Here is an 18683-nt window from a genome sequence, read left to right as displayed (position 1 = left end):
TTAGCCTTTAATAAGCCCATCTAGCAAGCAATCAATCAAGAAATCGCTTGTCGCAACATTCAAATCGTTTGGCACTTCTTGACCAATAGAAAAATAGCTTACCGGTTTTTTAGTCTCGTAAATCAAAGAAAAAATATTGCCATAGCTATGCGTTTCGTCTAGTTTCGTAAAAAGCAAGGTGTCAATTCCTAAAGTAGAAAAAGTATGATAAATATCCTTTAAGTCTTCGTATTTTGTGGTTGCACTCATCACTAAGCTCACATCAATTTTGGTATTTGGGTCGGCATTGACAAAGCTTTTGAGGGATTCTAGCTTCGCCCTATCGTGCTGTGAGCTGCCCACCGTATCAATCAAAATATAATCGCAATATTTCAAGGAATCTAGCGCATTAACAAACTCCTCTGTATCTACTACGGTATCTATACTTAATTTCATCTTTTTAGCATAAAACATTAATTGATCCACTGCACCGATTCGGTAAGTATCCAAAGTAATGATTCCTACTTTGTAGTTTTTGTTTAAAAGTCTTGAATAACGTGCGGCAAGTTTTGCTAAAGTCGTTGTTTTGCCCACTCCTGTGGGTCCAACTAACATCATAATGTTTTTGGCATTGCTGCTTAGATTCTCTGCTCTTGCATATACCATTTTGCGCAAAACTTCTCTAAAATATCGCTTGATAAGCACAGAGTTTTCGCGCATTTTAATGGGCATTAATTCCAAAGTCAGCTGCATAATCTTTTCTAAATGCTCTTTTGCCATACCACTTGCTTTGGTGATTCTGTAAATTTCTGCAAATTCGTGCGGGATAATTAGCCCATCACGTTTGGGTCCTCGCTCCTCCCAAAACATATTTTGGATAAGTTTGAGTTTGTCGTTTAGTCTATCAATTTCACCCCGAATCAAGCGCAAATCATTATTTTCAAGTGAGGATTCTTTCTTTTTGTTTTCTATTTGCGATTCTTTGTTGTTTTGCGCCTGCTTTGGTCTTTCTTCTTTCTCTTTGTTTTGGGGTTGAGAGGAAGATTCTTTTGGAATCTGCGCTAGAGGTGTTGGATAAGGAGATTTTGGAGGAATTTTAGAGGCAACGCCAGCAATCTGCGAGATTTGGCGCACTGCATCGGAAAGTTGTAAAGAAACATCTTCGGGGAGCGTGCTAGATAGAGTTTGTGCCATACGTTTTTTTTCTAACTCCTTTTGTGCAATCAATTCCAATCTATCAGCAATACTATTGCTTTTTGCTGCCAAGGTTTCATTTTTTTGCTTTTCTCGTTCAGCTTTAACCTTAGCTTCTTTTAAGTCTTCTTCGCTAATGGCGACAGAAATTTCATATCCTCCCTCACTTAATTTTTTTTGTGAGATGATTGAAAATTCATCGCCAAGCTCGGCTTTGGCTTGCGCTAAGGCTGCAGCTGAACTTTCTCCCGTATAAGTAAATAGTTTCATACCTTCCTCTCTAGTAATGGAATCCTCACGCTTTCTCTAAGAGACCACGCAATATGTGGAATCTGTAAATGTTTAAAACGTAAGAATTGATTTTTAAAACCAATAATATCAATATCCAAAGTGCGCGGAGCATTTTTAAAAGGTCGTTTGCGATTCCGCCCAAACATACGTTCTAAATACGCACAAAAACTCCAAAATTCTACATAGCCAAGCTTAGTTTTTACCCATAAAACTGCATTATAAAAATCTGCTTGTGCTTCCCAGCCAAAAGCTGGATTTTTTAAAATAGATGAAAAAGAAATTATAACATTTTTCTTTTTGAACCTCTTAAAAAGCTTCCAAAATGTAATTAAACATTCGCCACAATTTGCCCCGATTCCTAAAATTGCGTATTGTTTAAGTTGTTGGTATGCCTTAAAAGAACGATAGGGATTGGGTGGGCGCACAAGAGTGAATCGCGGAGTCTTGGATTGCAATGCAAAAAATTTACCTTGTAGGGGAGGAAGTGCATAAATTAGACGCGTCATTTTAGGGTTTATTTTGATTTGTCGGTAGGTTTTGATTCCAAAGTAATGCAAATTTTGTGATTTGGTGCAGTAGAATTTCTGCTTTTTGGAAGTTAAACAATTGGTTTTATGGGGCGAAAATGATTGCATTTTAGATTCCAAGCACACGCGCACCATCTCTTTGTAATACGACTAAATCTTCAATGCGCACGCCATAATGATGGGGAATATAAATGCCCGGCTCAATAGAAAATACCATACTTTCTTGCAGAATCGTTTGAGAGCGTGCCGAAATGACAGGCAACTCGTGGATATCTAGTCCGATTCCGTGTCCTGTGGAATGCACGAAATATTTGCCATATCCCGCTTTTTCAATCACATTACGCGCAAGAGCATCTACTTCGCAGGCAAGCATTCCTACTTTTGCGCCTTTGATTGCACATTCTTGGGCTTTTAGCACAATGTCATAGATTTTTTGCAACTCTTTGTTTTTGAATTTTTGTTCTTTAGAAAAACAGATTCCATTTTTGCCAAAATACCCTGTACGTGTCATATCAGAGCAATAACGTTTGTATTTCAATCCCGCATCAAAAAGCAATAAATCACCTTTTTGCAATTTGTCGTTTGAGGGCAGGGCGTGCGGTTTTGCAGCATTTTTGTTGATTCCTACAATGGGATTGAAGCTTAAATCAAATTTACCTTGCTTACTCAAAAATTCTTGCGTTTTGAAATGAAGGTAAGATTCTTCGCAATCTACACCCTTTTCGCTAAGGAATTGCGCAAACTTGGCAAAAGCTTTGAAGTTGAGCTTTTGAGAATGGTGTAAAAGCTCTATTTCTTGTGCAGTTTTGAGGATTCGTTTTTCTTGGTGAAAGTTTAGTTTAGGAATAAAGTTAATTTTAAGATTATTTTTTAGCTTTTCAAATGCAAATACTGAAAATTCTTGTGGATTGAAGTAAAAGGTGGATTTTTCGTATTTTTTGAAAATTGCACGTGCAGTGCGAATAAGATTACGAGAAATAAGAATCTCCACAGCATATTTGTCTTGCTTGATAGACTCTTGCGCCTCGGTTTGATAACGTCCATCGGTAATGAAATAGCCCTGCTTGCCATAAGCGATAAAAAGAGCGTTATCGCAACTATAACCCACTTCAAAATAAAGGGCATTTTCGTCTTTGATGATAAAGTTTTCCAATTTGCCCTCCTAGGGTGTTATTGTTGGGGTTGTGCGTTTTGTGCAGCCGCTTGCTTGCGCGCTTCTTTGATTGCGTTTAATTCAGTGAGAATCTGAACAAGTCCTTGTAAAGCAAGATGATAACCCATTGGACCAAAGCCCGCAATAACGCCAGCGCATACCGCAGCAGTTAAGCTTTTGTGTCGGAAATCTTCTCTTGAGTGAATATTGCTAATATGCACTTCAATCGTTGGTAAATTGACAGCAGAAATTGCGTCCCGAATCGCAACAGAAGTGTGTGAGTAAGCGGCGGGATTGATAATAATTCCATCGTATTGTCCTAAGCATTCTTGGATTTTATCTACGATTTCGCCTTCAAAATTGCTTTGAAAAAAATCCACCTCTAAGCCGATTTGTTCAGCGTGTTGTTTGATGTTTTGGTGGATTGTTTCAAGCTTTGCTGGTCCATAGATACGCGGGTCGCGAATCCCTAGCATATTGAGATTGGGACCTTGGATTACCATTGCTTTCATTTTTGCTCCTTTTAAAATTTTTAAATTATAGCAAAAAAGATTCTAAATGCAAGAATTTTGCGCTTAAGCTTGATAAAAATTCTAAAATTTTTGTAAAGATTCCGCTATAATTGATAAAATATTTTGTAAGGATTCTATTATGAAAATTGCGCTGATTTGCGATTCTTTGTTGTTAGACCGCAGTTTGGAGATGTATTTAAAGGAATATCTTACAAGTTATAAGCTTTGTGATTTTGTCGTCGCGACACAACTTGTAGAATCCCAAAAACCTGTATTCTTAATCGGAGATTTTGAGGAGGCAAACCTTAAGATTCCTTTTACGCGAGAAATTCTACTACAAGAACTAGAGGCTTTTGATAGAAAAATCAGAGGCAGAGCAATGCAAGAATCGCAAAATGAGGAATCTAGGAGTTATCAGGATTTGCAAGGAGAGGATTTTATTAAGTCAAGCTCTAGTGGTTTTGGTGATTTTAATCGTTTGGATAATTTAAAGCAAGAGATTCCGCCTCTTTTTGAGGATTCTGATTTGAATACGAAAATTGAGGAAGTTTTACGCAGTTTTGCAAAAGAAATTCAAACGATTGTTTTGGAGCATTATAAGGGCAAAAATGCTTAAAAATCCTCCCAAATCTACCTTGAGAATTTTAGGTGGAATCTATAAGGGACGCAAGTTGCAAATGGCTTCTTTGGATACGACGCGCTCTTCTAAAGCAATTCTAAAGGAATCGTTTTTTAATACTTTAAATAGTGGCATTGTGGGAGCAAGTTTTGTAGAATTTTTTGCCGGGAGCGGAAGTATCGGGATAGAAGCACTTAGTCGTGGAGCAAGATTTGCATTGTTTTTTGAGAGTGATAAAAAGGCTTGCGAGATTTTAAAAGCAAATTTGCAAAGTACTTGTCAAAACAATGAAAACTATCGTGTCTTCTTGGGCGATACTTTTAATCATTATAAGCTTGCTTTGAAAATATTGAAATCCCCTAGTATTGGATATATTGACCCACCTTTTAATGTGCGCAACACAATGCAAGATATTTACGAAAGATGTTATCAAATGATAGAGGATTTGGATAAAAATCTTTTTGATTTGCTTGTGTTGGAGCATATTTCCTCTTTGGAGATTCCAACGCATATTGGTAGTTTTACGCTCATAAAAACGAAGAAATTTGGTAGGAGTTCTTTGAGCTATTTTGAATCAGGGGTGCAAAATGAAAATTAAGGATTTAGAGATATTTTTAGATTTGTTAAAGAGTAAAAGTCCTACACAAACAGCCGAACGATTCTCTATCTCACAACCTAATGTATCCATAGTGGTGAAGCGATTAGAAAAACTTGCGGGTTTTCCGCTTTTTGAACGCATTGGAAAGAAGCTAGTGCCAACTTCAAGAGCATTATTTCTAGGCGGAATGTGGCTAGAGGTAGTGCAAGGATATTATGCAAGTCTTGAGAGTTTGGAGCGCACAGATTCTCAAGAGATTACAGGAGAATTAAGTATTGTTGCAACGCATACAATTAGTGAATATTTTTTGCCTAAAATTGTTTTTGAGTTTGCCAAAACACACAGAAAAGTTAGGCTGAAATTACAGGTTGCCCATTTTAAGGAATGTTTTGAACAAATCAAAAAAGGTGCGGTGGATTTGGCACTTGTAGAGGGAGATATTTCTTCGCAATATGCGAGCACCGAAGGGTTGGTGAGTGAAATGTTGCATACGGATTCTTTGATTGTGGCGAGCAATGATTTTATTCTCGCCTCGCGCACAAGGGACATTAAGGATTTACTAGACAAGATGTGGATTTTGAGAGAATATGGTTCGGGGCAGAGGGAACAATTTGTGGGTGCTTTGGCAAAACTCGGGGTTGAGATTCCAATTTTTATTGAGCTAAATTGCACAACAGCAATTAAGGATTTGGTGATTTGTGAGGGCGCATTGTCTGTCTTTTCTGAAATTGCTATTAGAAAAGAGTTAGAAAATAAAGTCTTATTCCCCATTAAAATTAAAAATTTACCCCTAGAGCAATCTTTTTATTCGCTTAAGCGTCGAAGTCAGCTTCATAATCCAATTTTGTTAAAATTTGAGGAATATGTTTTGGAGCAAAGCAAGCAATAAATGGAATCTTGCAAAGGACGCAGCGGATTGTTTTGCTCATTAGGGATACAAATGCAAAGAATTAAAGCATTGGTTGATTTTTGGGTAAAAGCCATAAAAACAAATCTTCTCCTATTTGCATACTATGGACAAGATGAAAGGAGAGTCTTAGGTGCATTGTGAGAGTAAAATCTGCATTAAAGCTTGGTTGTAAAATCACAAGAAGCATATCTATATGTGGCTGTAATGCACTTAGGAGTTCTGCTCCGCCCTCACACATTATAAACCCATTAATATTTTGTAATGTAGGGTTTATTTGATTTAATATTTTTACCTCTCTGTTTGGTATATCAAAAAGTGGTGCATCAGTAGAGAAATTATTATCACGCGTTAATATTAAGATATTTGGAGGGCGTTTGGATTCCAAACTTGCAAATCTTGCATCAAGTGTCGGCTTATCTTCTCTTATTGTTTTGCCAGAAAGGAGCAAAAAATCTGCTTTTGCGCGATAATCGTGCATTTTGCTTTGGGCTGCTTTTGAGCTGATTTGTCCGCCATTAATGCTACCATCTAGCCTGCAAGCATATTTGTAGAGTAAGAATCGCCCTTTTGTTTGCAGGGCATTGAAGGGATACAAGAGAGAGTTTGCGCATTGATGAATGGAAGTTAAGTTTTTTGTTTCCCAAGCTTTTGTTACAGGGATTCCGCATTGTTCTAGTTCCTCCGCCCCGCCTTTAGCGTTTTGGCTTCTATCTTGTGTGGCAATAATAATGCGTTTTGGTTTTAGTGCTTTTAAAAGACTTGTGCAAGAGGGAGTTCTACCGCATTTATGACTACCGCAAGGTTCTAGGCTGACATAAATCGTAGTCTTATTAAAAAGATTTTGGGAGCATTTGAGCAAATACTGATGGATTTGCGCAGAATCGCTTAGTCGCAAGATTTCACAATCGCCGCTTAGTTTTGCATAGGCTTTTTGAAGAGCAAGCACTTCTGCGTGTGGTTTGCCACATTCTTGGTGCGATTCTAGGCTTAAAATTGTGCCATATTGGTCTAATATGAGTGCGCTTACAGCGGGATTTGGCAGTGTGATGAGTTGGTTTTGCCACGCACTTTGCAAGCAAAGATTCAAATAAAATTCATCTGTGCCTATATTTTGCACGTGAGAGACTACCATTCAAAGTAGGTTTGAGCTTTTTTGATAGACTCTAGTGGGATTATTTGCATATTTGCTTGAGTATCTTCTAGGGTAAGAGTGTTTTGATTCACTTGTAAAAGTTTGCCTTTGAATTCTTTTTTGTTTATGGTTTTGATTTTGACAAGTTCTCCTATGGCGTTTTGATAATGTGCAAGGGTTCTAAGCGTGCGTTCAATTCCGGGTGAACTAACTTCTAAAAAATACTTTTCAGAATTTGGCATTTCAACATCTAGCAAAGGCGAAAGAGCAAGGCTTACTTCTTGGCAATCTTCAAGTGTTACACTAGCGGAATCCTCTCTATTTGACTTTGTGATACAAATACGCAAAATCTGATTCTCATTTTCTTTAATATTAAAAATATCATAAAGAGTAAAACCTAGACTTTCTATTAATATTTTGATTTTGATTTCTAAATCAGGAGCAAGTGTCATTTTTCCCCTTTTGTTTGCTTTCGCGCTCTTTTTGGAGTGTATCAAAGATTTTATCCAAACGATTTTCTTGTTCTAAGGTTGTGTCAAAGCTAAATTTGAAGTCTGGACAACGAAACCAGCCCGTTTCTTCTAAGCAATATTCCTTGATAATTCCGCGTGCTTTTTTGAGTTGGGTTAGAATCTCTGCTTTTTCTTGTTGGGTTGCAAAAGGAGCGTTTAGGAAAACTTCGGCAAAATATTTACCACGCGAACATTTAACCTCTATTACATTGAGAGAATTTAGGCGCGTGTCATTGAGGTTTGCTAATGCACTTGGTAGAATCTCTTTCAGTAAAGATTGTGTGCGAGCAAGCTTAATGTCTTGCATTAAAGCGTCCTTTGTTTTTCCACTTCTTTATAGGTTTCAAAGACATCGCCGACTTGAATGTCGTTGTAATCTTCTAGCATAATTCCACATTCAAAGCCTTTTGCCACTTCGCGTGCATCATCTTTAAAACGTTTGAGTGAAGTAATGTTGCCATTATGAATCACGACACCATTGCGGATTAAGCGCACCTTGATTCCTCTTTGAATTACGCCATCAGTTACGAAGCAACCGGCAATCGTTCCGACTTTGGCAATATTGAAAGTCTCGCGCACTTCCGCTTGTCCGGTGTTTTCTTCTTCTAAAACAGGTGAGAGCAAGCCGCCAAGCAAGGCTTTAATATCGTCTAAAAGCGAATAAATAATGGAATAGGTTTTGATTTGGATTCCAAGTTCTTTCGCCTTATTTTTTACGCTTCCTGTTGGACGCACATTGAATCCTAAAATCACACAATTCGCACTTGCCCCCGCAAGAGCCAAGTCGCTTTCTGTGATTCCGCCCACACCCTTATGAATAATATTGACTTTCACTTCCTCGTTTTGTAGTTTTTCTAAGCTTCCGCGAATTGCCTCTAAGCTTCCTTGTGTGTCTGCTTTGATAATGGCGGGCAGGTTTTTGAGCTGCCCTTGTGCTACCATAGAGCTAAGCTCATCAAAAGAAACTTTTGTAGAATGCGAAAGTTCTTTTTGACGCAAGTGTGCCGCACGTTTTTGTGCATAATCTCGTGCAATATTGTCATTTTCTACCGCAAGGAGGATAGAGCCAGCAGGTGGCACTTCATTTAAGCCCGTGATTACTCCCACGCCTGAAGGAGGAATGCTGTGAATGGATTTGCCCAAATCATCACTAATAGCTCGAACGCGCCCAAAAGCAGTGTCAGCGATAATACTATCCCCTATATGCAAAGTTCCATTTTGGACAATCAATGTGGCAACAGGTCCTTTGCCTTTTTCAAGGCTACTTTCAATCACAACTGCACGCGCAGATTTGTTAGGATTGGCTTTAAGTTCTAAAATTTCTGCTTGTAATAAAATCGTTTCTAGCAAGTCATCAATTCCTTCTCCACTTTTAGCGGAAATATGGACAAACTCATAATTTCCTCCCCATTCTAGCGGAGTAAAACCGAGTTCCGCAGCTTCTGCTTTGAGCTTGTCTGGGTTTGCTTCTGGTTTATCAATTTTATTTACTGCAATGATAATAGGAGCATTGGCAGCTTTAGCGTGGTTTAAGGCTTCAATTGTTTGGGGTTTCACACCGTCGTCTGCGGCAATTACAATGATTGCAATATCAGTTGCCTGCGCCCCTCTTGCACGCATTTCACTGAATGCTTCGTGTCCGGGAGTATCAATAAAAGTGATTTGTTTGCCATTTTTGTTAATCGTATAAGCACCAATATGCTGTGTGATTCCGCCCGCTTCTCCGTGGGCTATTTTGGTATTTCTGATGTAATCTAACAAGGAAGTTTTGCCGTGATCAACATGCCCCATAATTGTAACAACTGGCGCACGCGTAATCAAGTCTTTTTCATTGTCATTGTTCTCTTCTAGTTGTGTGTAATCTAGCTCTTCTGCATTGTTGATTAATTCTATTTGGATTCCAAACTCTTCAGCTAGAATCTCAATTGCATCTTTTTCTAAAAAGTCATTTTTGGTTACCATCATTCCAAGACCAAAAAGCACTTTGATGACTTCACTTGTGCTTCTACCAACTTTTTCAGCAAATTCATAGGCGCGAATTTCCTCTGGAATCTTTACAATACCGCTAATTGTTTCTTGTGTTTTTTGCGCTTTGGGAGCTTTTTTGCGACTAGACCTTCGTGTGCTACCTTGCTCCATAAAGGGATTATGTCTTTGAATCTTAATGCGCTCGGTTGTGGCTTTGCGTTCATTATCTTCTTCTTCCATATTGCGTTCATCTTGCACGCTTAAGTCAAACAAAATAATATCTTCTTCGTCATCGTCGTGGGAGCTATAAAATTCTCTATTGTCTAGTAAATCTATTTTTTGTTGTCCCAAATTTTTGCTTGTATGCACACTTGGTTTGTCTTTTTTCTTTTTTTTGTCTTTGTTGCGTCCCTGATTGTCCTCTAGGTTGCCAAGCAAATCTTGCAAGGTGCGTGGAGATTCTTTGTAGGATTCTAGTTTTGGTGTTTCTTCTTGACTTTCGCGCACATCGCGTTTTTTGATGATTCTTAATCCGGTGCGTTTAATGGCAGGATTTTCTTGAGAGATTTGCGGAGGAAGTTTGCTTTCGCTTGCGTTGGATTCTGTGGGTTTGGCTTCTTCTATTTCTTGGAAAGATTCCTCGGCTGGCACTTCTAAAATATCTTGAAATTCCTGAATAACTTTTTGAACATCTTCTTGGATTTGTAAGTCTGATTCTAGTGCTTTAGCGGAATCTTTTTTAGCTTTTGGTGTGTCTGTTTTGGAATCTTTTTGCGTTTTAGAGGTTTTGCCTGTTGTTTTGGTTGCCGTAGCTTTTGGTTTTTCTTGGTTTTTCTTCTGTGTTTTGCTTTTTGTCTCTTCGGTAGATTTTTTGGTTTTTGCAGTTTTTTTGCTTTCTTTAGAATCTTTTGCTTGAGATTGCGCAACAGGATTTACACCAGATAAAATATAATTATATAATATATCCGCTTGCTCGGTTGTAACGCTACTAGAAGCAGTTTTGGATTCAAAACCTAACTCTTGGGCTTTTTGTAAAACTTCTTTGCTTGTTTTGCTTAGTTCTTTAGCAATCTCACTAATACGGATTTTATCCATACAGAAAAATCTCCTTTAATGCAAACTTAATATTTTCTTTGTGTTTTTTATCCAATTTACAAATCTTTGCGATAGAATCACTTGCTTTGGGTGTTTCTTTGCAACTAGAGCAGAGATAGAAGCTTCTACCTGCACCTTGATGGCATTTCAACACAGAATCTTTGTATTGCAAACGGATTAATTGTGCTTGTGGAAAGCGATTCCGACATACGATACACATTCTAATTGGATTAGACATAAAGCTCTAATTATAACAAGCTAAAGCTTAAATTCATCATCAAAGACGACGCCAAAATTATCAAAATTTAATATTAAGATTTTGAGTTTTGGAAATTTTTGGCTTAAGATTTTATGCAATCGCACACTATCGTCTTTGTAACATAAATTAAAAAAAGTTGAACCACTGCCAGAGAGTGTGCTCATTAATGCACCAGAGGAGAGGGCGCATTTTTGCACTTCAAAAAGCAATGGAATCTGTTTCATACGATAATATTGATGGAATCTATCCATACTTGCTTCGCGCAATAATTCAAAATGTTGCGTGATAAAAGCACCTGCCAACACACTTGCGTGAGAAAGATTAAACACAGCATCTTTTTGGCTATATTTTTTGGGTAAAGTTTGCCGTGAGAGGTGGGTTGAAATGGATTGATTTGGAATCACTACAACCGCTTGAATGGAATCGGGCAAAGGCGAATGGATAAAACGCACTTCATTTTTACGTTGCGTGAGCATACAGACATTAAATCCTCCCATACAGGCAGGAGTAATATTGTCGGGGTGGGATTCGTAATTAAGTGCGAGATTTAGAATTTCTTGCTTTTGGAACGGAATCCCAGCGACTTTAAAAGCCGCACTAATTGCTCCGATAATAACTGCTGAACTACTCCCCAAACCGCGCGAAATAGGTATTGAATTGTCAAAAGTAAATTTAAAATGCAGAGTTTTGCCTGTTAGCTTTTTAAGTTGCTCGTTAAAGATTCTAACAAACACATTATCTATGCGTAATTTAGGATTTTTTGCGCCTTCTCCATGGATTTGAATGGAGGTGAATTTGGAGGGTTTGAGGCTAAAATGATTATAAAGATTTAAGGCGAGTCCTAAACTATCAAAGCCCGGTCCTAAGTTTGCACTCGTTGCAGGCACGCGAAATTCCATTCTTTTCCCTTAATTTAAGTTGGCAAATTTCAGTGTAAATTCTACTTCACCCTTACCAATGCGTAATTCTTTGGCGATAGAATCCACGCTCCAGCCATCTTTGAACATTGAAATAATCCTCCCCTCATCAATATTTGTAGGATTGCTTGGAGTATAAACAAATTCTTTCAATCTTTCCTCTAAATGAAAGATTTTGTTTTCTAAATCCCCTAAATCACGAAGATTGTTTTTGCAGTCATTCCATTGTGTTTTGAGGGATTCCATTTCCACTTTGATGGGCATTATTTGTGTGTGTAAATTGGAATCTAACAGATTTTTCATTTCCAAGCGCATGTCTTGATAGATTTGTGCTTTGATATGGGTTTTGAAATGCTCCAATTCATTTTCTTGCTCTTTGATTCTTTTCTGCAAGCGATAAACTTCTTTGTTAAGCTCCTCAATGGATTTTTCATAACGACGCGCGCGCTTGGCGTTTTCACCCTCTTTGAGATATAAATACACAATGAGTAAAATAAAAACGATGGCGATTCCGATTCCACCCCAAAGTAATAAATTTGCATCATTGAACATTATTTGCCTTTTTGTTGAGTTTTAAGTGAGCGAATCAGCGCACGCTCTTTTCCTGCTACATAGCCGTCCCATTCAATCTCATCTCTTGCGTGGATTTGTTCAATCCAAGCAAGCTCTGAATGATAAATAAAATATACAGGCACGATACGCGTTGGAAAAGTTGGAAGCTCTATTCTACCATAATAAAGTGTATTTTCTAAAAGATTCGTATCCAAAAGCGCAAAGCAACTATGCCCGATTGTGCTAATGGTTGCTTTGTTTTCTAGCGGAACATAGGCTTTTGTATTTCCCTCTATGCGAGATTCTAGTGATTCTATCTTGCGGTAAATTTCTACTAAAAGCTCCAAAATCACGGCATTTTCGCCCTCTAAATTTCCTTTCTTTGCACGCATAAGGCGCAACCATTCTCCAATAGGATCTTCGTCGCTTTGTGTGAGTTTATTAAATTCTAGTGCATAGGATTCTGCATTAGTATGTACTTGGTCAAATTCTATTTTTAAGGCTGTGTGAATCAGGCGACTTTTAACGAAATTTTCCATTATTTAAAGCCCAGCCATTAAGTCTAAAATGCAAAATCCTAAAAGCGCAATTCCGAGATAGGCATTAACTGTGAAAAATGCGCGCGGGATATGATGAAAATTTTTAGAAACTAAATATTGTTCAAAAAAGAGCGCAAGGATTGAGATTCCAAGTCCAATCCACATCCATAAGCCAAGATTTGCTTCAAAAATGAATAATCCCCAAAAAACAAGCGTGAGCAAGTGAAAAAGCCTTGAAAGCCATAGGGTTTTGGTAACACCAAAGACACTAGGAATAGAATGCAGACCCTCTTTTTTGTCGTGCTCAATGTCTTGCAAGGCATAGAGTAAGTCAAATCCGGCGACCCAAAAAAGCACCCCAATACATAGATAAATGCTCCATAATGGAATCTCGCCGCTTGCTGCAATCGCCCCTGCAATAGGAGCTAACCCCAAAGAAAGCCCTAGCACAATATGCGCTAAGCTAGAGAAACGTTTAAACAGCGAATAACTTGCAAGAATCGCAAGAATAGGGATAGAAAGATAAAAACACAAAGCATTAATAAAATAGCTAATGCAAACAAAAATGACTGCATTAACAAAGATAAAGAATAAAATTGCATTGGGCGCAATTCTGCCATCTACGCTTGGGCGGTTTTGAGTGCGCGGATTTGTGCTATCAAACTTGCGGTCTGCATAGCGATTGAATGCCATAGCAAAATTGCGCGCACTAATGGTCGCAATCACACCAAAAATAAATAATTTCCAGCCAAACCAGCCCTTTGCACTAGTTAGTAAGGCAATAAACATAAAAGGCATAGAAAAAAAACTATGCTGAAGCATTACCAATTCGCTTAAATCTTTTAGTTTCTGTTGGATTTGCATAATTTATCTTACACCCAAAGAAATAATTTTCTTAAATCCATCACTAACAGATAAATCCGAAATTTGGACTTGCGTTTTGGGAAGTTTTAGGAGAAAACCTGAAGTGGGATTGGGAGTTGTAGGAACAAAAATCCAAAAACTTTCCCCTTCCTCTTTGGTGATGAACCCTATCAATTCCATTTCTCCAATATGGATAGAAGCAACGCCCAAATATCCCTCTTCATTTTTACCCAAAAAGATTTTTAAAACCTCTTTGATTCCAGAATAAACGCCTTTGACAAGTGGAATCTTGGTAATTAGCATTTCTGTAATTTTGATAAACAAAACTTCTTTGTTTTTTTCTACTAAAAGTCCAATATAATAGAGCAGAGCAAGGCTCAAGAAACAAATGAGGAGGGTTACAAAAAGATTCGCGTTTGTGATTCCAAAGATAGAGTAAAAAATTTTGGCACAAAATTCATAAACGAAAGAAAAAATCCAAAAAAGTAACAAAAAGGGGAGAATCGCAAAGAGACCCTTGCCGATTTTGGAGAGGATAGGATTCACAATCTAAGCCTTAAAATTTAAATAATCTTTGCATTTTAGCTTAAATTCCATAAAAATACAAATAGATTCCATAGCTATAATAGACTAAATTAATGGTTAAAAGAATCCAAAAAGCGTGGTAGTAAAAAATAGCTAAAAGACTAAGTGCATTACACAAAATAAACGCAATGAGGTTTGGTTGCAATGTGATAGTATGTGTCTTGAAGCCTACCCAAGCAAGCAAAAGAGAATCCAAAAACCCACCAAAGCCAAATAGATGAAGCAATAACTCTAAAGGATAATAGAAAATAAAAAGTGGCGTAAGCAAAAGCGAAAAAAGAGACAGGGGTGAAAAATAAGGAAAGAAATAATAAACCACGATTCCCATTAGAAAAAAGGTTGAAGCGTTTAAGGCGAGGCTATATAGAATCTTGCCTTTGATATTTTGTGGAATCTTAAAGTATTTGAAAAATAAGGAAATATATAAAACACCCAAACTAGAAAAATAAAATCCAATAGAAAAAATAAGCTGCGGAAAAAAGGCAACCAAAACAAAAATGCACCACAAGAGAGACTCCATGCGCAAGACATTAAAGCCACGCCAAAGTAGAAAAAATGCTACACAACTCATCGCCAAAGCGCGCAAATAAGAGGGAGATTGTGTGAGTAAAAAATAATAGGCAATCAGTCCCAAAACAACAAGGAATCCCAAATCAAAAAGAATATTGCGATAAGGGAAAAATCGTTGATGTAAGGGCTTATAAAAGAATCCTAAAATTAGAAATCCAATTGCACTTAAGATTCCTGTATGGAATCCAGAAATGGCGAAAATATGTGAGATTCCATAGCTTTGGGCTAAAGTTCTCCACTCCTGCGGTAAGCTATCAGACAGAAAGAGTGTCAAGTAATATTCGCCCATAAGCTTTGTTGCGTGTTGGTTTAGAATTGTCTCTCTTAAGGGCTTCCTAAAATCCTCAAAAGGAAGTAAGATGAGGTTAAAGCTCGGCGCATAGAATCCGCGCAAAAATTCCCAAAAAGAAACTTTATCTAAGATAACGCGTAAGCTCAAGAAACGATACTTCAAATCCCGCAAATCCTCTCGTGATGTGGTGTAAAAAGTGCCAAAATTGCTTTTGAGCTTGAGTACAAAATAGGTTTTGTTTTGTTTGCTTTTGGTGTATTGCAAAAGAACTTGTGCAGTAATTTGAGGATTGTTTTGAGACTTTAAAATATGGAATTGATAGAATTTAAAACCAAGCGTGAGACACAGAATAAGGCACAAAAAAACAAAGAAAATCAAACGCTCTTTGAGAGTAAAAAACAAAGGCGGTGAGAGATTATGCATAGATTGCCTTTGCTGTGGATTGCTAGAATCGCATTGGATTACGATTCTAGCTTGTCAGGTAAGATAAAGTTGTGAGAAAGCATTAAGAATGGATTAAAATTTCCAAATTAGCACATCTACATGTGCATTTTGTAGCACATCTAAGGCAAAAAAGCTAATTTTTCCACTTGTTGGCAATGCAATGAGTGAGACATTTTTGGATTCTGCTACGCTCAAAAGACGGGTATAAGAAAGAATACCACTATCAAGCACCATTTCATTTTTGCCAGAGAAATTTTCCAAAAACTTCTTGGAGTATTTTCTCGCTTCTTCTTCTGCGCTTTTATTGAATTTAGAGATTTGCTCTTCATCTGCGCCATAACGTCCTAAACGCAATTCAAATGGGCGAGAAATCATATGGTAAAAGACTAAATTTGCTTCTGGGAAAAATTTTCTTGTTGTTTTGGCAAGCTTAAGAGAATTATCCGAAAAATCAGTTGGTGAGAAAATATTAACATAATCTGGAAGCGCCTCATTTTTGGTTACAAGCACGGGAATTTCAGATTTTCTGATGATTTTTTTTGTTACTGAACCTAGTAAAACTTCTGTTAAATATTGTGTTTCACCTGTTGCTCCTACAAGCAGTAAGCGACATTCGCGCTCTTTTGCGTGTTTGTTGATTTCTTGGTGGATTGTGCCAACATAGCAAAATTGTGAGATTTCTACTTCTGGTGTGGGAAAATTATCTGCAATAAATTTTGCAAGTGCTTCCTTGCCTACCTTCTTGTCTTTTTTGGGGTCGTGGAAAATGGAATACTCTACAACATGCACAACATCTAGCGTATATTTTTGCTTTTTAGCTAAAAACATAGCTTTTGTAAGTGCTGTCAAACTACTTTGTGAAAAATCGGTTGCTACGACAATTCTATTTTTCATAATACAAGCCTTTTTATAGATATTCTTAAGATTATACCCAAATTATCATTTAAAAATAGTTTAAATTTTTGCTTATTTAAAGCAAGAGGTAGCACAAAAACGGAACAGAAACGAAAGAAAAGAGGATTCCAAAAGCAATGGAGCTAACTGCAAGATTGGAATCTAGTTTCGCCTTGATAATCATTGCTCCAGCAAGTGCCATTGTCGGCATAGAGGATTCCAAAATTGCAAGAATGCTATTTGGACCAAATTCTACATTGAGAAGTTTTAAGATTCCAATAAATAATAAAGGTGTAACGAGTGTTTTGCATAAAATTACAATCGTTGCGCTTTTGTAAGCACTCTTGATTGCGCCAAATCCAAGTCCAAGTCCGATAGCAAAGAGTGCAACCGCGGTAGTTGCACCACCTAATGCGCGAATGGGACCAAAGATAAAATCTGGTAGCTCAACAAATTTGCACAAAAATCCTAATGTCAGCGCGATAAAGGGAGGAAAAATCAAAATGCGTTTGATATTTTGTAAAAAACTAATGGGCTGATTTCCTCCAAGAGATAAAATAAAGGGTGCAAGAAGTGAAAAGGGCAGAGCTGTGGCCAAAGCATCATAAAATACGACTTTGCCAATGAAACTTGTGTCATAAATCCCTACAACAATAGGAATCCCGATAAAAAGTGTGTTTCCAAAAGACGAGAGTAAGAACATACTAATGATTGTTGCGCGTGAAAATCGAAAAAAATAGCCAATCACCATTGCAATGAATCCCCCAAGTAAGCTGCAAGTAAGTCCTGTTAAGATTAGCAGAGTTAAAGTCCAATCAAGATTTAAATGATAAATTCCATCAAAGATAAGACAGGGAATTGTAAAGGTGATTGCAAAATCCAAAAGAGTGCGGGATTGCTTTTGTTTTAAGACTCCAACAAGTTTTGCAATATAGCCACCCATAAGTAAAACAAAAATAGTAAAAAGTGGATTGAAAATAAACATTTAGAATCCTTATTTAAGAGTGATATTCGTGAAAAATAGAATTATAGCGTCAAAATCTCAAACAAAAGTTGAAGTTTTGGATATAATCTCTTGTGATTTATGCGACAAAAAAGTGATTTTTTATTCTTTTTAGTTTAAGGAAATGCAGTGCAACAAATTATTTATTTAGCAGGTGGTTGTTTTTGGGGTGTGCAGGGCTATTTTGATAGATTAAATGGCGCAGTAGAATCGCAAGTGGGTTATGCAAATTCTGAAGTAGAATTTCCAACTTATGAGCAAGTTTGTAGTGGCACGACAGGTGCTGTGGAGGCTATAAGATTTGTATTTGATGAAGTAAAATTGACTTGAGAAGAAGTTTTGGCGCGATTTTTTAGTATTATTGACCCTTTTGCATTGAATTATCAAGGCAATGATGTTGGCACGCAATACCGAAGTGGCATTTATGCGCAAGATTCTCAAATGTTAGAAAGAATTCAACAATTTGTAGAATCTTATCAACAAAAATTACCAAACAAGATTGTTACAGAGATTGGAGTTTTAAAAAATTTCTATCCCGCAGAATCTTACCATCAAAAATATCTTGCCAAAAATCCTTATGGCTATTGTCATATTGATTTAAGTGCTGCACTGCACCCTTTGTAATTTAAGATTTGCAATGACTCTTAACAACTTCAAAAATTATTAAGAGTTTATTTGCAGACTTTTTTAAGGGCTTTGCGAAGTTTTTTTACCTGTTTTCTAGGAATAATAACTTCCCATTGTGCTGGAGAATCACTAGTATCCTCTAATTCAACCATAATAGAGACTGCTTGATGTTTTTTGTCCTTTTTGCTAGGGACATCAAAAGACGAAACAATGATATTTCCATTTTTTGCCAAGTCTCCTCGCAATGGAATCGTATAAGTTACTTTTTTGATTCTTTGCTTCATTTAAGCTACTTCTTTGGAGTTTTTGTTTCTTTTGTTGTCTCTACTTTTGTCTTTTTATCTTTTTTTACTTCTTTTGCTTTAGCTTCTTTTTTCTTTGCGTCTTTACATTTTTTACGTGCTTTTTTTGCTCCTTTTAAAGCTTTGCAAGATTCTTTAATCTGTGTTAAGGGGATATGAACTTTCCAGCTTTCTTTTCCTCCACCCAATGAAGCACAGATGCTTACAACTGCTTTGCTACCTTCTCCATATGGTTTTTCAATTACTGCAAACTCAAGAGTTCCACCTTCGCTATCTTCCAAAGGAATTGTTTTATAAATCACCGCTTCTTTCATAAATGACCTCCATTTAAAATTAAAATATTAA

22 protein-coding genes and 1 pseudogene are annotated in these 18683 nt (G+C 37.1%); 4 read left to right on the top strand and 19 right to left on the bottom strand.

Annotated features, from left to right (window positions below; genetic code table 11):
* From flhF to aroQ, 4 genes are read right to left on the bottom strand one after another with little or no spacing between them, the layout of a single operon-like run.
* Entirely contained in the window at positions 1 to 1443 is a 1443-nt protein-coding gene (flhF, locus tag CQA43_RS04510) for a flagellar biosynthesis protein FlhF (protein WP_115551415.1), read from the bottom strand.
* A complete protein-coding gene (gene folK / locus CQA43_RS04505) occupies positions 1440 to 2099 on the bottom strand; it encodes a 2-amino-4-hydroxy-6-hydroxymethyldihydropteridine diphosphokinase (RefSeq protein ID WP_245944214.1) in 660 nt (219 codons plus the stop codon). The genes flhF and folK overlap by 4 nt, the downstream gene beginning before the upstream one ends.
* A gap of 1 nt (position 2100) precedes the next feature.
* Positions 2101 to 3144: a M24 family metallopeptidase gene (locus tag CQA43_RS04500; protein ID WP_115551414.1), complete on the bottom strand. Its 1044-nt coding sequence runs from the start codon at positions 3142 to 3144 to the stop codon at positions 2101 to 2103.
* 17 nt (positions 3145 to 3161) lie between these two features.
* The gene (gene aroQ / locus CQA43_RS04495) at positions 3162 to 3656 is read right to left on the bottom strand and encodes a type II 3-dehydroquinate dehydratase (RefSeq protein WP_115551413.1); all 495 of its coding nucleotides are present in this window, start codon (positions 3654 to 3656) and stop codon (positions 3162 to 3164) included.
* 139 nt (positions 3657 to 3795) lie between these two features.
* Between aroQ and CQA43_RS04490 the strand changes: the two genes are divergently transcribed.
* The 3 genes from CQA43_RS04490 to CQA43_RS04480 are packed head-to-tail and all read left to right on the top strand — an operon-like array spanning position 3796 to position 5762.
* On the top strand, positions 3796 to 4272 hold the full coding sequence (locus CQA43_RS04490; RefSeq protein WP_115551412.1) for a hypothetical protein: 477 nt from the start codon (positions 3796 to 3798) through the stop codon (positions 4270 to 4272).
* Entirely contained in the window at positions 4265 to 4873 is a 609-nt protein-coding gene (rsmD, locus tag CQA43_RS04485; protein ID WP_115551411.1) for a 16S rRNA (guanine(966)-N(2))-methyltransferase RsmD, read from the top strand. The genes CQA43_RS04490 and rsmD overlap by 8 nt, the downstream gene beginning before the upstream one ends.
* A complete protein-coding gene (locus CQA43_RS04480) occupies positions 4863 to 5762 on the top strand; it encodes a LysR substrate-binding domain-containing protein (protein WP_115551410.1) in 900 nt (299 codons plus the stop codon). Before rsmD ends, CQA43_RS04480 begins: the two co-directional genes overlap by 11 nt.
* Positions 5763 to 5823: 61 nt before the next feature.
* Here the strand turns inward: CQA43_RS04480 and CQA43_RS04475 are convergent, their stop codons facing one another.
* The 13 genes from CQA43_RS04475 to CQA43_RS04415 all read right to left on the bottom strand — a co-directional run bounded on the left by CQA43_RS04475 (position 5824) and on the right by CQA43_RS04415 (position 17391).
* Positions 5824 to 6915 carry a dihydrofolate reductase family protein gene (locus CQA43_RS04475; RefSeq protein WP_181881623.1) on the bottom strand — a complete coding sequence of 364 codons (1092 nt, stop codon included), beginning with the start codon at positions 6913 to 6915 and terminating at the stop codon, positions 5824 to 5826.
* The gene (rimP, locus tag CQA43_RS04470) at positions 6909 to 7367 is read right to left on the bottom strand and encodes a ribosome maturation factor RimP (protein WP_115551409.1); all 459 of its coding nucleotides are present in this window, start codon (positions 7365 to 7367) and stop codon (positions 6909 to 6911) included. Before rimP ends, CQA43_RS04475 begins: the two co-directional genes overlap by 7 nt.
* The gene (rbfA, locus tag CQA43_RS04465; RefSeq protein WP_115551408.1) at positions 7351 to 7734 is read right to left on the bottom strand and encodes a 30S ribosome-binding factor RbfA; all 384 of its coding nucleotides are present in this window, start codon (positions 7732 to 7734) and stop codon (positions 7351 to 7353) included. The genes rimP and rbfA overlap by 17 nt, the downstream gene beginning before the upstream one ends.
* On the bottom strand, positions 7734 to 10490 hold the full coding sequence (gene infB / locus CQA43_RS04460) for a translation initiation factor IF-2 (protein WP_115551407.1): 2757 nt from the start codon (positions 10488 to 10490) through the stop codon (positions 7734 to 7736). The genes rbfA and infB overlap by 1 nt, the downstream gene beginning before the upstream one ends.
* Positions 10483 to 10728 carry a DUF448 domain-containing protein gene (locus tag CQA43_RS04455; protein WP_115551406.1) on the bottom strand — a complete coding sequence of 82 codons (246 nt, stop codon included), beginning with the start codon at positions 10726 to 10728 and terminating at the stop codon, positions 10483 to 10485. The genes infB and CQA43_RS04455 overlap by 8 nt, the downstream gene beginning before the upstream one ends.
* A 20-nt stretch (positions 10729 to 10748) precedes the next feature.
* Positions 10749 to 11648 carry a homoserine kinase gene (gene thrB, locus CQA43_RS04450; protein WP_115551405.1) on the bottom strand — a complete coding sequence of 300 codons (900 nt, stop codon included), beginning with the start codon at positions 11646 to 11648 and terminating at the stop codon, positions 10749 to 10751.
* A 9-nt stretch (positions 11649 to 11657) separates the two neighbouring features.
* The gene (locus CQA43_RS04445) at positions 11658 to 12218 is read right to left on the bottom strand and encodes a hypothetical protein (RefSeq protein ID WP_115551404.1); all 561 of its coding nucleotides are present in this window, start codon (positions 12216 to 12218) and stop codon (positions 11658 to 11660) included.
* The gene (locus tag CQA43_RS04440) at positions 12218 to 12757 is read right to left on the bottom strand and encodes a hypothetical protein (protein WP_115551403.1); all 540 of its coding nucleotides are present in this window, start codon (positions 12755 to 12757) and stop codon (positions 12218 to 12220) included. The genes CQA43_RS04445 and CQA43_RS04440 overlap by 1 nt, the downstream gene beginning before the upstream one ends.
* 3 nt (positions 12758 to 12760) lie before the next feature.
* Positions 12761 to 13621: a menaquinone biosynthesis prenyltransferase MqnP gene (mqnP, locus tag CQA43_RS04435; RefSeq protein ID WP_181881622.1), complete on the bottom strand. Its 861-nt coding sequence runs from the start codon at positions 13619 to 13621 to the stop codon at positions 12761 to 12763.
* Positions 13622 to 13624: 3 nt separating this feature from the next.
* Complete coding sequence (locus tag CQA43_RS04430; protein ID WP_115551402.1) at positions 13625 to 14167, bottom strand: DUF502 domain-containing protein; 543 nt, start codon at positions 14165 to 14167, stop codon at positions 13625 to 13627.
* Positions 14168 to 14207: 40 nt separating this feature from the next.
* Positions 14208 to 15491, bottom strand: coding sequence for a ComEC/Rec2 family competence protein (locus tag CQA43_RS04425; RefSeq protein WP_115551401.1), 1284 nt, complete (start codon positions 15489 to 15491; stop codon positions 14208 to 14210).
* Between the two features lie 93 nt (positions 15492 to 15584).
* Complete coding sequence (locus tag CQA43_RS04420; RefSeq protein WP_115551400.1) at positions 15585 to 16406, bottom strand: universal stress protein; 822 nt, start codon at positions 16404 to 16406, stop codon at positions 15585 to 15587.
* 76 nt (positions 16407 to 16482) lie between these two features.
* On the bottom strand, positions 16483 to 17391 hold the full coding sequence (locus CQA43_RS04415) for an AEC family transporter (RefSeq protein WP_115551399.1): 909 nt from the start codon (positions 17389 to 17391) through the stop codon (positions 16483 to 16485).
* A gap of 147 nt (positions 17392 to 17538) precedes the next feature.
* On the opposite strand from CQA43_RS04415, the pseudogene msrA reads away from it, so the two are divergent.
* Positions 17539 to 18033, top strand: a pseudogene (gene msrA / locus CQA43_RS04410) (peptide-methionine (S)-S-oxide reductase MsrA).
* Between the two features lie 47 nt (positions 18034 to 18080).
* Here msrA and CQA43_RS04405 read toward each other — a convergent pair.
* On the bottom strand, positions 18081 to 18320 hold the full coding sequence (locus CQA43_RS04405; protein ID WP_115551398.1) for a hypothetical protein: 240 nt from the start codon (positions 18318 to 18320) through the stop codon (positions 18081 to 18083).
* Between the two features lie 5 nt (positions 18321 to 18325).
* Positions 18326 to 18652 carry a hypothetical protein gene (locus CQA43_RS04400; protein ID WP_115551397.1) on the bottom strand — a complete coding sequence of 109 codons (327 nt, stop codon included), beginning with the start codon at positions 18650 to 18652 and terminating at the stop codon, positions 18326 to 18328.
* Positions 18653 to 18683 lie beyond the last annotated feature (31 nt).

The organism is Helicobacter ganmani, assembly GCF_003364315.1.
GTDB classification, from domain to species: Bacteria; Campylobacterota; Campylobacteria; order Campylobacterales; family Helicobacteraceae; genus Helicobacter_D; species Helicobacter_D ganmani.
Note: the sequence above shows the minus strand (reverse complement) of the source record. Positions and strands in the feature narration are given on the sequence as shown.

Coding starts and splice junctions, on each gene's coding strand:
- flhF (WP_115551415.1), bottom strand. CDS start 1,443: ATGAAACTATTTACTTATACGGGAGAAAGTTCAGCTGCAGCCTTAGCG.
- folK (WP_245944214.1), bottom strand. CDS start 2,099: ATGCAATCATTTTCGCCCCATAAAACCAATTGTTTAACTTCCAAAAAG.
- aroQ (WP_115551413.1), bottom strand. CDS start 3,656: ATGAAAGCAATGGTAATCCAAGGTCCCAATCTCAATATGCTAGGGATT.
- CQA43_RS04490 (WP_115551412.1), top strand. CDS start 3,796: ATGAAAATTGCGCTGATTTGCGATTCTTTGTTGTTAGACCGCAGTTTG.
- rsmD (WP_115551411.1), top strand. CDS start 4,265: ATGCTTAAAAATCCTCCCAAATCTACCTTGAGAATTTTAGGTGGAATC.
- CQA43_RS04480 (WP_115551410.1), top strand. CDS start 4,863: ATGAAAATTAAGGATTTAGAGATATTTTTAGATTTGTTAAAGAGTAAA.
- CQA43_RS04475 (WP_181881623.1), bottom strand. CDS start 6,915: ATGGTAGTCTCTCACGTGCAAAATATAGGCACAGATGAATTTTATTTG.
- rimP (WP_115551409.1), bottom strand. CDS start 7,367: ATGACACTTGCTCCTGATTTAGAAATCAAAATCAAAATATTAATAGAA.
- rbfA (WP_115551408.1), bottom strand. CDS start 7,734: ATGCAAGACATTAAGCTTGCTCGCACACAATCTTTACTGAAAGAGATT.
- infB (WP_115551407.1), bottom strand. CDS start 10,490: ATGGATAAAATCCGTATTAGTGAGATTGCTAAAGAACTAAGCAAAACA.
- CQA43_RS04455 (WP_115551406.1), bottom strand. CDS start 10,728: ATGTCTAATCCAATTAGAATGTGTATCGTATGTCGGAATCGCTTTCCA.
- thrB (WP_115551405.1), bottom strand. CDS start 11,648: ATGGAATTTCGCGTGCCTGCAACGAGTGCAAACTTAGGACCGGGCTTT.
- CQA43_RS04445 (WP_115551404.1), bottom strand. CDS start 12,218: ATGTTCAATGATGCAAATTTATTACTTTGGGGTGGAATCGGAATCGCC.
- CQA43_RS04440 (WP_115551403.1), bottom strand. CDS start 12,757: ATGGAAAATTTCGTTAAAAGTCGCCTGATTCACACAGCCTTAAAAATA.
- mqnP (WP_181881622.1), bottom strand. CDS start 13,621: ATGCAAATCCAACAGAAACTAAAAGATTTAAGCGAATTGGTAATGCTT.
- CQA43_RS04425 (WP_115551401.1), bottom strand. CDS start 15,491: ATGCATAATCTCTCACCGCCTTTGTTTTTTACTCTCAAAGAGCGTTTG.
- CQA43_RS04420 (WP_115551400.1), bottom strand. CDS start 16,406: ATGAAAAATAGAATTGTCGTAGCAACCGATTTTTCACAAAGTAGTTTG.
- CQA43_RS04415 (WP_115551399.1), bottom strand. CDS start 17,391: ATGTTTATTTTCAATCCACTTTTTACTATTTTTGTTTTACTTATGGGT.
- CQA43_RS04405 (WP_115551398.1), bottom strand. CDS start 18,320: ATGAAGCAAAGAATCAAAAAAGTAACTTATACGATTCCATTGCGAGGA.
- CQA43_RS04400 (WP_115551397.1), bottom strand. CDS start 18,652: ATGAAAGAAGCGGTGATTTATAAAACAATTCCTTTGGAAGATAGCGAA.